General features: G+C 70.6%; 14 protein-coding genes. 7 read left to right on the top strand and 7 right to left on the bottom strand.

Translation table 11 applies throughout. The features are described 5' to 3' along the window. Positions 1–84: 84 nt before the first annotated feature. From ACFWPA_RS13785 to ACFWPA_RS13770, 4 genes are all read left to right on the top strand, one after another. Entirely contained in the window at positions 85–900 is an 816-nt protein-coding gene (locus ACFWPA_RS13785; RefSeq protein ID WP_378570524.1) for a serine hydrolase domain-containing protein, read from the top strand. Positions 901–1,041: 141 nt separating this feature from the next. After that, complete coding sequence (locus ACFWPA_RS13780; protein WP_378508341.1) at positions 1,042–1,560, top strand: DUF3145 domain-containing protein; 519 nt, start codon at positions 1,042–1,044, stop codon at positions 1,558–1,560. A 14-nt stretch (positions 1,561–1,574) separates the two neighbouring features. Continuing rightward, a complete protein-coding gene (locus ACFWPA_RS13775; protein ID WP_378508342.1) occupies positions 1,575–2,009 on the top strand; it encodes an anthrone oxygenase family protein in 435 nt (144 codons plus the stop codon). A 227-nt stretch (positions 2,010–2,236) separates the two neighbouring features. Beyond that, positions 2,237–2,440, top strand: a complete 204-nt coding sequence (locus ACFWPA_RS13770; protein ID WP_378508343.1) for a cold-shock protein — start codon at positions 2,237–2,239, stop codon at positions 2,438–2,440. 103 nt (positions 2,441–2,543) lie between these two features. On the opposite strand, the gene ACFWPA_RS13765 is transcribed toward ACFWPA_RS13770, so the two are convergent. Then, positions 2,544–2,915, bottom strand: coding sequence for a winged helix-turn-helix transcriptional regulator (locus ACFWPA_RS13765; protein ID WP_378508344.1), 372 nt, complete (start codon positions 2,913–2,915; stop codon positions 2,544–2,546). 101 nt (positions 2,916–3,016) lie between these two features. Between ACFWPA_RS13765 and ACFWPA_RS13760 the strand changes: the two genes are divergently transcribed. Further along, positions 3,017–3,652 carry an NAD(P)-dependent oxidoreductase gene (locus ACFWPA_RS13760; RefSeq protein WP_378570521.1) on the top strand — a complete coding sequence of 212 codons (636 nt, stop codon included), beginning with the start codon at positions 3,017–3,019 and terminating at the stop codon, positions 3,650–3,652. Between the two features lie 51 nt (positions 3,653–3,703). On the opposite strand, the gene ACFWPA_RS13755 is transcribed toward ACFWPA_RS13760, so the two are convergent. The 6 genes from ACFWPA_RS13755 to aceE form a co-directional block, all read right to left on the bottom strand. Further along, positions 3,704–5,137 (bottom strand): acyl-CoA carboxylase subunit beta, encoded by a 1,434-nt coding sequence (locus tag ACFWPA_RS13755; protein ID WP_378508346.1) that lies wholly within the window; start codon positions 5,135–5,137, stop codon positions 3,704–3,706. A gap of 97 nt (positions 5,138–5,234) precedes the next feature. Then, complete coding sequence (locus ACFWPA_RS13750) at positions 5,235–6,476, bottom strand: KasA/KasB family beta-ketoacyl-ACP synthase (protein WP_378508347.1); 1,242 nt, start codon at positions 6,474–6,476, stop codon at positions 5,235–5,237. Positions 6,477–6,484: 8 nt separating this feature from the next. Next, positions 6,485–6,766 carry a meromycolate extension acyl carrier protein AcpM gene (gene acpM, locus ACFWPA_RS13745; RefSeq protein ID WP_378508348.1) on the bottom strand — a complete coding sequence of 94 codons (282 nt, stop codon included), beginning with the start codon at positions 6,764–6,766 and terminating at the stop codon, positions 6,485–6,487. Positions 6,767–6,877: 111 nt separating this feature from the next. Further along, positions 6,878–7,786, bottom strand: coding sequence for an ACP S-malonyltransferase (locus ACFWPA_RS13740; RefSeq protein WP_378570519.1), 909 nt, complete (start codon positions 7,784–7,786; stop codon positions 6,878–6,880). 128 nt (positions 7,787–7,914) lie between these two features. Further along, entirely contained in the window at positions 7,915–9,285 is a 1,371-nt protein-coding gene (locus ACFWPA_RS13735; RefSeq protein WP_378508350.1) for a PucR family transcriptional regulator, read from the bottom strand. Between the two features lie 74 nt (positions 9,286–9,359). Then, the gene (aceE, locus tag ACFWPA_RS13730) at positions 9,360–12,218 is read right to left on the bottom strand and encodes a pyruvate dehydrogenase (acetyl-transferring), homodimeric type (protein WP_378570517.1); all 2,859 of its coding nucleotides are present in this window, start codon (positions 12,216–12,218) and stop codon (positions 9,360–9,362) included. A 238-nt stretch (positions 12,219–12,456) separates the two neighbouring features. Between aceE and ACFWPA_RS13725 the strand changes: the two genes are divergently transcribed. Both ACFWPA_RS13725 and ACFWPA_RS13720 read left to right on the top strand, forming a co-directional pair. Further along, a complete protein-coding gene (locus ACFWPA_RS13725; protein ID WP_378508352.1) occupies positions 12,457–12,882 on the top strand; it encodes a DUF3052 domain-containing protein in 426 nt (141 codons plus the stop codon). Positions 12,883–12,907: 25 nt separating this feature from the next. Next, positions 12,908–13,372 (top strand): peroxiredoxin, encoded by a 465-nt coding sequence (locus tag ACFWPA_RS13720; protein WP_378508353.1) that lies wholly within the window; start codon positions 12,908–12,910, stop codon positions 13,370–13,372. Positions 13,373–13,404 lie beyond the last annotated feature (32 nt).

Genomic DNA, 13,404 nt, shown 5'->3' with positions numbered 1-13,404 from the left:
ACCCGCCGACGGCTCCTCGATGCCGGGTCGCCCCACGGGGTGACCCGGCATCGTCGCGTCCACCGGTCCTCGTAGGCTGACGCCATGCGCTCCCTCGCCGCGATCGACACCTGGCCCGTCGAGCACGCCGCCGCCGCCGCGGTCGGCCCTGGCGGCGTCCTGGACACGGCAGGGGACCAGGACCGGGTCTTCGCGCTGGCCTCGGTGACCAAGCCGCTCGTCGCCTACGGCGTCCTGGTCGCGGTGGAGGAGGGTGCGATCGACCTGGACCAGCCTGCGGGCCCACCCGGCGCGACCGTGCGGCACCTGCTCGCGCACACCTCGGGGCTGGCCTTCGGTGACCGGACCGTGCAGGCGGAGCCGGGCACCAAACGCATCTACTCCAGCGCGGGATTCGAGGTGCTCGCCGACCTCGTCGCGGCCGAGACCGCGATCGCGTTCCCGGAGTACCTCCGGCAGGCGGTGTTCGAACCGCTCGGGATGACCGGGTCGGCACTCGACGGATCCGCCGGTCACGGCGCCAGCGCCAGCACCGCCGACCTGACCCGGTTCGCGCAGGAACTGCTGCGGCCCCGGCTGGTGGCCCCCTCCACCCTCGGCGACGCCACGACGCTGCACTACCCCGACCTGCGCGGGCTGCTCCCCGGCTACGGCATGCAGCGGCCCAACGACTGGGGGCTCGGGTTCGAGATCCGCGACGGGAAGGCGCCGCACTGGACCGGTGCGACGAACTCGCCGGCCACCTTCGGTCACTTCGGGCAGTCCGGCACCTTCCTGTGGGTGGACCCGACCCGCGCGCTGGCGTGCGTCGCGCTCACCGACCGGGCGTTCGGCGACTGGGCCAAGGAGGCGTGGCCGCCGCTGAGCGACGCGGTCCTCGCCGAGTTCGGCGGACGCTGAGCGAGCCCCGTCCGCGGGGCAATACCCGCTTCAACTGGCGCACCACCGTGCACACGGGGCACACTGTTACCGCGCCACCGCCGGGTCAGCGCGACAGAGGCCGTTGGGGAAGACGACCCTCGTCGAAGCTGGAGGTGCGCTGTGCGCGAATGGGATCGGTTCGCCGACGCGACGAACGGTGTGCTGCACGTGCACTCGTCGCCAGCGGCGCTGTGCCCGCACATCGAGTGGGCCCTCGCCGCCACCCTGGACTGCCGCGCCAACCTGGCGTGGACCTCGCAGCAGGCATCCCCCGGGCAGCTGCGCGCCAGCACCGACTGGGTCGGCCCGGTCGGCACCGGTGCCCGGCTCGTCAACGCACTCCGGGCGTGGCCGATGCTGCGGTTCGAGGTCACCGAGGACGCCAGCGAGGGCGTCGACGGGGAACGCTACTGCCACGCGCCGTCGCTCGGGCTGTGGCGCGGGTCGATGAGCGCGAACGGTGATGTCATCGTCGGCGAGATGCGGCTGCGGGCGCTGATCGCCGAGCATGGCAGGTCCGAGCGCCTCGCCGCCGAGCTCGAACGCGCGCTCGGGTCGCAGTGGGACGCGGAACTCGAGCCGTACCGCAGCGGCGGCGAGGGCGCGGAGGTCACCTGGCTGCGCAGCGACGTCGGGTAGGACATCATGGCCCCATGCTGATCCTCGGCCTCGTCACGCTCGTCCTGCACGGCGTCCTCGCCGGCCTCTACTACGCGTTCTCGATGTCGGTGATGCCCGGCCTGAAGGCCGTCGACGACGACGCGGCCGACGCGGCAATGCGGAGCGTGAACCGGAAGATCCTCACCCCGTGGCTGTTCGTCCCGTTCCTCGGGGCACCCGTCGCGGCAGGCGCCGCCGGGTTCCTCGCGTCGGGCGCGGCCGCGACGTGGTACTTCGCTGCCGCCGCGGTCAACCTCGTCGGGTCCGTCCTGATCACCGCCGTCGTCAACGTCCCGCTCAACAACGCGCTCCTCGGTGGGCGGATCGGCTTCCGGGAGTACGCGCCGCGCTGGACCGCGTTCAACACGCTCCGCGCGGCGCTGTGCGTGGTGTCCCTGCTGCTGGTCGGCGTCGCCCTGACCCGGTGATCGACGGTCGGGAATCAGACCGGCCGACGGGGTGTTGAACGGTTCGGCCGTGGTTTTTGTGTGTTTGTGTACCCACTGCACGCTCGCAAGGAAACAGTGTTGCGGGCGCCGTGCAGCCCTTCAGGTTCCTGGGTTCATCCCGTCAGCGTCTGGAGACGTTCGCGTCGCGTCTGGAAACCGGCCCGGTCCGCACGGTGCGGTCCGACCAGCCCTGAGAAGGAGTCCTCATGACCCAGGGAACAGTCAAGTGGTTCAACGCGGAGAAGGGCTTCGGCTTCATCGCGCAGGACAACGGCGGCCCGGACGTGTTCGTGCACTACTCGGAGATCTCCGGTTCCGGCTTCAAGAGCCTCGAGGAGAACCAGCGGGTGGAGTTCGAGATCTCGCAGGGGGCCAAGGGCCCGCAGGCGACGGACGTCCGCGCGGTCTGACGCCGATCCGCCGGTGAACCCGCCGGCAGCCACGGGAGCCCCCCGACCGGAAGGTCGGGGGGCTCCCGTCGTCGGGGACCCGGTCCGTCAGGGACCCGGTCGGTCAGGGTTCGGGCCGAAGATCGTGCGCCGTCTGCGCAGCGAGCACGTCACCGAGGTGCTCGTCGCTCCACTCGCAGGCCGCTCGGAGCGGCCTCTGCAGTGACCGGCCCAGGTCGGTCAGCTCGTACTCGACCCGCGCCGGGATCTCGGGGTACGAGGTGCGAGTGAGCAGTCCGCTGCGTTCCATCGACCGCAGTGACGCGGTGAGCACCTTCGGGGACACCATGTGCAGCGGCACCTGCAGTTCGGAGAACCGGCGGGGGCCGTCCCGCAGACAGGCGATGATGCGGGCGGTCCACTTGTCCCCGACCCGGATCGGTGACGGTCCCGGCAGGCAATCCGAGAACAGGTCGCGGGGCAACGGGGTGCGCACCTGGTCAGCCTAACTATCGTTGCGGTAACCGGCACCCCCCTCGCTACCGTCGGCGTCTCGACCGGCGACCGCTGGCCGAACGCGGACCAGGGAGGACAGTCGTGAACGAGATCGTGGTGTTCGGTGGCGGCAGGGCGGGGCGGCGTGTCGTGGCGGAGGCGGCTTCGCGCGGTCGGGCGGTGACGGTCGTGGCGCGGGATCCGCACCGCTACACCGGTCCGGTGGGGAATCTGGTCCGGGTGGTCGCGGGGGACGTCACCGATCGCGGCGACGTCGCGCGGATCGCGGCAGGCCACTCCGCCGCGATCCACACCGCAGCCCGAATGGACGTGCCGTCGACGGAGTTCTACGTTGCGGCCGCGCGGGCGTTGACCGGCGGCCTCGTCGACGCCGGGGTGCCGCGACTGGTGGCGGTGGGAATCGGCACGATGCTCGAGACGCAGCCGGGTGTGCGGGTCCTCGACGCACCCGGGTTCCCGGCGGAGGCGCGCGAGTTCTCGCTCGGCCATGTCGCGGAACTCGACGTCCTGGAATCCGCCGATGCCGCGTTGGATTGGGTGATGCTGGCGCCGCCGCCGGTGGTGCTCGACGAGGACGCGCCGCGGACCGGGCGGTACCGGACCGGTGGCACCGGTGTGCTCGGCGACGGGGCGTTCTCCTACGCCGACCTGGCCGTCGCGCTGGTCGACGAGGCCGAGAATGCCCGCCACAGCAGGGCCCTGGTCGCGGTCGGCTGACGGCGACAGCGTGCGGGCCCCGACCGGACCGGTCGCGGCCCGCACGTCACGTCACAGTGGGATGTTCTTGTGCAGGCCGCGGCGTGCGGGGGCCGCGGCGAGTGCCGCGGTGAGCCTGCTGCGGGTCGTGGCGGGCTCGATCAGCTCGTCGACGACGCCGATCGACATCGCCCGGCCGACGCCACCGGCGATCGCCTCGTGCTCGGCGGCCAGCCGGTCGTGCAGCGCCTCGCGCTCCTCCTCGGGTGCGGCGGCAAGGGCCCGCTTGTGCAGGATCCCGACCGCGGCCTTGGCGCCCATCACCGCGACCTCGGCCTCCGGCCACGCGTAGACGGCGGTGGCGCCGAGTGCGCGGGAGTTCATTGCGATGTACGCGCCGCCGTAGATCTTGCGGGTGACCAGGGTGACGCGGGGAACGGTCGCCTCGGCGAACGCGTGCAGCAGCTTCGCGCCGCGGCGCACCACCCCCTCCCACTCCTGGCTGACGCCGGGCAGATAGCCGGGCACGTCGACGACGACGACCAGCGGGATCCCGAACGCATCGCACAGCCGGACGAACCGGGCCGCCTTCTCCGCGCTCTCCGAGTTCAGGCAGCCGCCGAGGCGCAGCGGGTTGTTCGCGATGACGCCGACGGTGCGACCACCCATCCGGCCGATGCCGGTGACGATGCTGCGCGCGTAGTTGCCCTGCAGTTCCTCGAGGCTGGACTCGCCGTCCACGTTGTCGAGCAGCTCGTGCACGATCGGGCGGACGTCGTAGGCACGCTTGGCCGATGCGGGCATCATCGCCCGCAGGTCGGTGTCCCCGCGGCGGGCCGCCTCGACGTCGAACTCGCCCTGATCGGCGATCATCGACACCAGCCTGCGGGCCCGGTGCAGGGCGTCGAGCTCGTCGCGGGCGGCGATGTGCGCGACCCCGGACTTCTTGGTGTGCGTGTCCGGGCCGCCGAGCGACTCCATGTCGACCTGCTCGCCGGTCACCGAACGGACCACGTCGGGTCCGGTGACGAACACGCGGCCCTCGGGCGCCATGATGACGACGTCGGTGAGCGCGGGGCCGTAGGCGGCGCCGCCCGCGGCGAACCCGAGGACGACGGAAATCTGGGGGATCAGGCCGGACGCGCGGACCATGGCCTCGAACACGAGGCCCACGGCGTGCAGGGCCTCGACGCCCTCCGCAAGGCGGGCCCCGCCCGAATGCCAGATCCCGACGATCGGGACCTGCTCCTCGATCGCGGCGTCGATGGCCGCGACGATGTGCCTGCAGCCGTCCACGCCCATCGCGCCGCCCATCACGGTGGCGTCGGAGCAGTAGGCGATGGTGCGGACGCCGTCGATCTCGCCGGATGCGGCGAGGACGCCGGACCGGTCACGGTCATGCAGCGTCGTCGTGGTGCCCGCGTCGAACAGCTTCTCGAGCCGGGCGAGCGGATCGCGCGGGTCGAGCTGGGCGTCGGATCTGGTGACGGGATCCAGAATGGTCATCGCCGGTCCTCCTTCAAAAGCGAGCCGCTGACTGTGGGGGGTGGTGAGGGGCCCGCCGGTGCGGGCCCCTCACCCTCGAACTACGAGCCGCCCAACGTCAGGCGCGGCCGAAGGCGAGCGCAACGTTGTGCCCACCGAATCCGAACGAGTTGTTGATGGCGAAATCGATCCGGCCCTCGCGGGGCTGGCCCTTGACGACGTCCAGGTCGATCTCTGGATCCTGATTTTCGAGATTGAGCGTGGGCGGGATGATCCCGTCACGCACACTCAGGACCGTGAGCACCGATTCGAGCGCACCGACGGCGCCGATCGAATGCCCGAGCGCGGACTTCGGTGCGTACACCGCGGCGTGCGATCCGACCGCGGCGGTGATCGCCTTGGCCTCGGCGGTGTCGCCGATCGGGGTCGCGGTGGCGTGCGCGTTGACGAACGAGATGTCCGCCTTCGCCAATCCCGCGGACTCGATGGCCCGGGTCATGGCGCGGGCCGCTCCGGTGCCCTCGGGGTGCGGCGCCACGATGTGGTGTCCGTCCGAGGTGATGCCCGCACCCAGCAGTCGTGCGTGGATGGTGGCACCGCGCGCCTTCGCGTGCTCCTCGGTTTCGAGGACCATCATCGCGCCCGCCTCGCCGAAGACGAAGCCGTCGCGGTCCTTGTCGAACGGCCGCGACGCCCCCTTCGGGTCGTCGTTGCGGGTGCTCAGCGCCCGCATCATCGCGAAGCTGGCGGTGGCGACGGCGTCGAGTTGCCCTTCGACGCCACCGGCGACGACGATGTCGGCGTCACCGAGCGTGATCATCCGGTACGCGTGCGCGATCGCCTCCGACCCCGACGAGCAGGCGGAGACCGGGGTGATGACCCCGGCGCGCGCGCCGAGCTCGAGCCCCACCGTCGCGGCAGGGCCGTTCGGCATCACCATCTGCACGGCGAACGGGGACACCTTGCGGTACCCGCCCTCGCGCAGCTTGTCGACCGCGTCGATGAGCGTCTCACCGCCGCCGAGGCCGGTGCCGATGACGACGCCGAGCCGGTCCTGGTCGACCTCGGGGCTGCCCGCGTTCTGCCACGCGGTGCGGCCCAGCGTCAGGGCGAGCCGCTCGGCGAACGCCATCCGCCGGACCTCGACGCGGGAGAGACCCTCGTCGGGGCTGACCTTGAGCCTGCCGCCGATGCGAACCGGCAGATCGAACTCGTCGACGAAGCCGTCGAGCGTGCCGATGCCGCTCTCGCCTGCGAGCAGGGACTTCCACGTGGCATCCACGTCACCAGCGAGTGACGTCGTAGCCGCGAGGCTGGTGACGACGACGTTGGGCAACGTCCGGGGAGAGGTGGAGGACACGTCGGGGCTCACTTGTCGTCGGTGGAGCCGGTCTGGACGCCCTCGGCCTCGAGCTTCTGAACGTAGGTGACCACGTCGCCGACGGTGCGCAGGCTCGCGAGGTCCTCGTCCGGGATCTTCACGCCGTACTTGTCTTCCATCTGCACGGCGATCTCGACCATGGACAGCGAGTCGATGTCGAGGTCGTCGACGAAGGCCTTCTCGATGGTCACCTCCGACGGCTCGATGCCGGTGACCTCTTCGATGATCTCGGCGATGCCGGCGATGATTTCTTCCTGAGTGTGTGCCACGGGGTGGCTCCCTTCATGATGGTGTTGTTATTCGGGTCCTGCGTTCGCCCGGTCCGGCGGACCGGGTGAGTGATGCAAGTTCGGTGAGTTCCGGCCCGCGCTGCGGCCGGATCAGCCGAGCTGGGCGACGGCGTCCAGCTCGGCCGGGGTTTTCATGGCCAGCGTCGGGGTGCCCTTGAGCTCGCGCTTCGCGATGCCCACCAGGGTGCCCGCGGGCGGCAGTTCGGCGACCGCGGAGACCGCGGCGCCGCGGAGGTAGGCGCTGCACAGGTCCCACCGCACCGGGCGGGTGACCTGCGCGGCCAGCTTGGTCAGCGCGTCGGCGCCGGAGGTCACCGGCTGCCCGTCGGCGTTGGACAGCAGCGTGCGGGTGGGGTCCTGCGGGACGATCCGGGCGGCGGCCGCGGTGACCGCGTCCTGCGCCGGTGCCATGAAGCGCGTGTGGAAGGCGCCCGCGACGGGGAGGGCGCGCACCCGGGCCTTCTCCGGCGGGTTGGCCGCCAGCTCCTCCAGCTGGGTGAGCAGGCCCGCGGCGACGATCTGGCCTGCCGCATTGCGGTTGGCTGGCTCGAGATCGAGTTCGGCGAGGCGGGCGAGGACGGCGTCCTCGTCGCCACCGAGGACCGCGGACATGCCGGTCGGCTCCAGCGCGCACGCCTTCGCCATCTCCGACCCGCGCAGCGCGGCGAGCGCGACCGCGTCGTCCGCGGAGATGACCCCGGCGATCGCCGCTGCGGCGAGTTCGCCGACCGAGTGGCCCGCGACGACGAGGTCCGCGGGAACCTGGCCGCGGCGTTCGAGTTCCTCGAACGCCAGCAGTGCGGACGCGACGACGAGCGGCTGGGTGACGGCCGTGTCGGTGATCTCCTCCGCGGTGGCGGTGGTACCGAGCCGACCGAGGTCGAGGCCGGCGGCCTTCGACCAGATCGCAACGCGATCAGCAGAGCCGGGCAGCTCCAGCCAGGGGCTGAGCATGCCGGGCGTTTGGGACCCCTGACCCGGGGCGAGCAACGCAATCACAGGAATAAGGGAACACCGGCCGCCCGCCGTGGCGGGGTGTTGTTGACGATGAACCTTGGACAAGTGTTTTGTAGGGTTCCAACAAAACCGCTTGTCGCCGTCGAGCATCGTACTTCAATCGTTGCGCGTTACAGCCCGTTCCCGTGATCTGTTGCGGCTGTGACTGATGTGGCGGAACTGGAAGGTTCGTGATGGGTTCGAGTCAGCCTGCCCACTGTTGCTGCGATTCGGAGTACGTACGCGTCCCGCGGATTGGTCGGATCTCGCCGCGTGATCTCCGCGATCTTCTTCAGTCGATACCGCACGGTATTTGGATGGACGAACAGTTGACGGGCGCAGGTCTCGACGGCGGCGCCGCAGTCCAGATAGGTGTCGAGGGTGTCCGTCAGCGCCGATCCCGCCGCGGCGAGCGGCTGCACCAACTGGTCGTTGAGGGCGTCGAGCGCGGCGCGGTCGCCGAGCAGGGCGCGCTCGGGCAGCAGCTCGCCCGCGTGCACCGGCCGCGGCGCGGCGCGCCAACCCGCGACCGCGTCCATGCCGGCGAGCGCCTCGACCGCGCTGAAGTGGGCGGCGCCGAGGGTGCCGGTCGTCGGACCGATGACCACCGGTCCGGGGGAGAACGCGGCAAGCAGGTCGTTCAGGAACGGCCGGTTCTCCGGTGAGGACCGCACATCCCCGGAGACCACGGCCACCAGCCGCGACCCCTGCACCACCGCGAGCGCGGCCCGGTCGTGCCGCTGCGCGATCGTGTGCACCGTGCCGACGACGGACACCCCCTCCTCGGGCGGCGGCGTCCCGACCAGCACCGTCGCGGGTGCGGTCGCGTCCCAGTTCAGCGTCGCCGCCCGCGAGAGCATGTCCGGGCCGCTGTCGCCGCGGACCACCGCATCGACGACCAGGGCCTCGAGCCGGGTGTCCCAGGCGCCGCGGGACTCGGCGGCGCTCGCGTACACCGTCGCCGCCGTGAACCCGAGCTCGCGCCCGTACCGCAGCACCGCCTCGGTCAGGGCGACCAGCTGCTGATCGTTGCGGGCGAGCGCCGGCAGCCACTGCTCGAAGAACTCCATCGCCACCCGGACCATGTCGACGGTCTGCCGCAGCGTCAGGCGCCGGGCCAGGTCCTGGGGGATGACCTGGAATGCGTCCAGGCTGAACCGCATGTCGCTGTCGGCCGGGTTGCGCAGCCATTCCAGGAAGTTGACGATCGCCGTCTGCACCAGCAGCTGCACGCTGGCGCGCTGATCCGCGTCGAGGTCGGCGAAGAACGGCAGCTGCGTCTGCATCGAGGACACCGCCTCGGTCGACAGCCTGCCGGAGAACTGCTTGACCCGGCGGAGCAGCGCGTCGGGCAGCGGCTCCCGCGGTTCCCGGCGGCCGACGAACGGTGGTGCGACCGGGGTGCGGGCGCCCTCCGGGACGGCGGGCGGCGGCGCCGCGGCCGGGTCATCGGTGGGCGGGGTCGCCGCCGTCTCCGCCCCGTCGGACTCCTGTGCACCCATGACAGGGAAACCTACGCCACCACTCGGGCCGAACGCCCCGGCACCGGGGCGGTGTCGGGGCGTTCGAGGGGGAGCTAGGCGCTGCCGGGGTCCTTCATCGACGTCGGCGCCGCGAGGACGTCGTCGATCCGGTACTGGCGGGCGGCGGCCGCCGGGGTGTTGTGCTCGACCTTGCCCGCGCGGGCGAGCCCGGCGAGCACCGCGACCGCGATCGACTCGGCGTCGACGTTGAAGAACCGTCGCGCCGCCGTGCGGGTGTCGGAGAAGCCGAACCCGTCGGTGCCGAGGGTGGTGTAGTCGCCGGGCACCCACTGGCGGATCTGGTCCGGCACCGCGCGCATCCAGTCGGACGCGGCAACGAACGGGCCCTCGGCGCCGGCCAGGGCGGTGGCGACGTACGGGATACGCGGGTCGGCGTCCGGGCTGTGCAGCGCCTCACGGTCGCATTCGATGCCCTCCCTGCGCAGCTCGCCCCACGAGGTCACCGACCACACGTCCGCGGAGACCCCCCAGTCGTCGGCGAGCAGCTGCGCGGCGCGCAGACCCTCCGGCATCGCGACACCCGAGACCAGGATCTGGGCCTTGGGGCCAGTGCCTGCGCTGCGCTGGTAGAGGTAGATGCCCTTGAGCAGGCCGTCGACGTCGAGGCCCTCCGGCTCGGCGGGCTGCACGTACGGCTCGTTGTAGATCGTCAGGTAGTAGAAGACGTTCTCGCCGCCGAACCCGGGAACCCCCTCGGTGCCGCCGTACATCCGGCGGATGCCGTCCCGGACGATGTGTGCGATCTCGTAGGAGAACGCCGGATCGTAGGTGACCGCGGCCGGGTTCGTCGACGCCAGCAGCAGCGAATGCCCGTCGGCGTGCTGCAGGCCCTCGCCGGTGAGGGTGGTGCGGCCCGCGGTGGCGCCGAGCACGAACCCGCGGGACATCTGGTCCGCCGCGGCCCACAGTCCGTCACCGGTCCGCTGGAACCCGAACATCGAGTAGAAGATGTACAGCGGGATCATCGGCTCGCCGTGCGTGGCGTACGAGGAGCCGACCGCCGTGAACGACGCCGTCGAGCCTGCCTCGTTGATGCCCTCGTGCAGGATCTGGCCGACGCTGGACTCCTTGTACGCCAGCATCAACTCGGCGTCGACGGAGGTGTACAGCTGCCCGTTGCGGTTGTAGATCTTCAGCGACGGGAACCACGAGTCCATGCCGAAGGTGCGCGCCTCGTCCGGGATGATCGGCACGATGCGCTTGCCGATCTCCTTGTCCCGCAACAGTTCCTTGATGACGCGGACCAGCGCCATCGTGGTCGCGACCTCCTGCTTGCCCGACCCCTTGCGGATCGGATCGAGGGTGGCGATGTCCGGCACCGGCAGCGGCGCCGCGTCGGTGCGGCGGGACGGGAGGAACCCGCCGAGCTGCGCGCGGCGGTCGAGCATGTACCGGATCTCCGGGGCGTCCGGCCCGGGGTGGTAGTACGGGGGCAGGTAGGGATCCTTCTCCAACTCGGCGTCGGAGATCGGGATCCGCTGCAGGTCGCGGAACGCCTTGAGGTCGTCGAGGGTCAGCTTCTTCATCTGGTGCGTGGCGTTGCGGCCCTCGAAGTGCTTGCCGAGGGTGTAGCCCTTGATCGTGTGCGCCAGGATGACCGTCGGCTGGCCCTTGTGGGCCATCGCCGCGGCGTACGCGGCGTGAATCTTGCGGTAGTCGTGGCCGCCCCGCTTGAGGTTCCAGATCTCCTGGTCGGTGAGGTCCTTGACCAGTTCCTTGGTCCGCGGGTCGCGGCCGAAGAAGTGTTCGCGGACGTAGCCGCCGTCGTTGGCCTTGTAGGTCTGGTAGTCGCCGTCCGGGGTGACGTTCATCAGGTTCACCAGGGCGCCGTCCTTGTCGGCCTGCAGCAGCGCGTCCCACTCGCGGCCCCAGACGACCTTGATGACGTTCCAGCCAGCGCCGCGGAAGAACGACTCCAGTTCCTGGATGATCTTGCCGTTGCCGCGGACCGGCCCGTCCAGGCGCTGCAGGTTGCAGTTGACGACGAAGGTCAGGTTGTCCAGGCCCTCGGTCGCCGCGACATGCGCGAGTCCCCGCGACTCCGGCTCGTCCATCTCGCCGTCACCGAGGAACGCCCACACGTGCTGCTGCGCGGTGTCCTTGATCCCGCGGTCGTGCAGGTAGTGGTTGAACCGGGCCTGGTAGATGGCGTTCATCGGGCCGAGGCCCATCGACACCGTCGGGAACTCCCAGAAGTCGGGGAGCAGGCGCGGATGCGGGTACGACGGCAGCCCACCCTCGGCGTGGCTGGCCTCCTGGCGGAACCCATCCATCTGCTCGGGCGGGATCCGGCCCTCCAGGAAGGCGCGTGCGTAGATGCCGGGGGAGGCGTGCCCCTGCACGAAGATGTGGTCGCCGCCGCCCGGATGATCCTTGCCGCGGAAGAAGTGGTTGAACCCGACCTCGTACAGCGCCGCGGACGACGCGTACGTGGAGATGTGCCCGCCCACGCCGACCCCGGGGCGCTGCGCGCGGTGCACCATGATCGCGGCGTTCCACCGGATCCAGGCGCGGTAGCGGCGCTCGACCTCCTCGTCGCCGGGGAACCAGGGCTCGTTCTCGGTGGGGATGGTGTTGACGAAGTCGGTGGACGTCAGGGCGGGAATGGAGACGTGCCGCTCGCCTGCGCGCTCGAGCAGCCGCAGCATCAGGTAGCGTGCGCGGGCCGGGCCGGAGCGCTCCACGAGATCGTCGAAGCTTTCGATCCACTCGCCGGTTTCGTCGGGATCGATGTCGGGAAGGTAGGACGCGACGCCCTCGCGGATGACGCGCACACGGCCGTCGGAACCGGGAGTGGAACTGGGCGCCAGGGGAGATACCGGGTCCTGGGTCTGCTCGGACAACTTTTGCTCCTCATCGCGGGTGGACGCACGGTGCGGCGTCCGATCCATCCGGGTCTCCTGGTGTGACGGCGGCCCGGTGTGTTCATGATGGTGATCTGGGTCCAATCCTGCCAAATGCCCCCGACCGCGGTGCGCGCGCGTCTGTTTCGTCGCCCGTCCAAAGATTTGTTATGGCGAATCGGCGCGGCCCGCTTGCGCGGAACGCCTCGAGCATGTTCGCTTTCACTACCGATCAACACCGATCGGATGCTGGAGACAGCACGAACACCTGTAGGAGGACACCACCGTGGTCGCCGAGGCCGACGCCCAGAACTACGTCCAGAAACTGGGCATCACCCAAGACATGGCTGTACAGGAACTGGGTTGGGACGAGGACACCGACGACGCCCTGCGGGCCGCCGTCGAGGAGACCATCGGCGGTGAGCTCCTCGACGAGGACTCAGACGACGTGATCGACGTTGTCCTGCTGTGGTGGCGGGACGGCGACGGCGACCTCGTCGACGCGCTGATGGATGCGATCGGCCCGCTCGCCGACGAGGGCTTCGTGTGGGTGCTCACCCCGAAGACCGGGCAGCCCGGGCATGTCGAACCCAGCGAGATCGCCGAATCGGCGCCCACCGCCGGACTGACGCAGACGTCGGCCGCGAACCTGGGATCCTGGTCGGGCAGTCGGCTGGTGCAGCCCAAGGCCCGCCCCGCGAAGCAGCGCTGAGCGCCCAACCCGGTTAGGAATTCGCATGCCCCTCGACGTCGGTGCCGTCGCGCCCGATTTCACCCTCAAGGACCAGAACAACCAGGAGGTCTCGCTCTCGGACTATCGGGGCGAGAAGAACGTCCTGATCGTGTTCTACCCGCTCGCGTTCACCGGAACGTGTCAGGGCGAACTGTGCAAGGTGCGCGACGGGCTGCCCAAGTTCGAGAACGACGACGCCGCCGTGCTCGCGATCTCGGTCGGCCCGCCGCCAACGCACAAGATCTGGTCCGCCGAGCAGGGCTACACCTTCCCGCTGCTGTCCGACTTCTGGCCGCACGGCGCGGTCGCGCAGGCCTACGGCGTGTTCAACGACAAGGCCGGGTACGCCAACCGCGGCACCTTCGTCGTCGACAAGGAGGGAATCATCCGGTTCGCCGAGATGAACGGCCCCGGGGAGGCCCGTGACCAGGGAGCTTGGGAGAAGGCGCTCGCCGCGCTAGATTCCTGAGTGCATTCCGGCGCGCGGACAGCTGTCCGCGC

This window comes from Rhodococcus sp. NPDC058505 (genome assembly GCF_042720095.1).
Classification (GTDB): domain Bacteria; phylum Actinomycetota; class Actinomycetes; order Mycobacteriales; family Mycobacteriaceae; genus Rhodococcus_G.
This window is presented reverse-complemented; position numbering and strand designations above follow the sequence as displayed.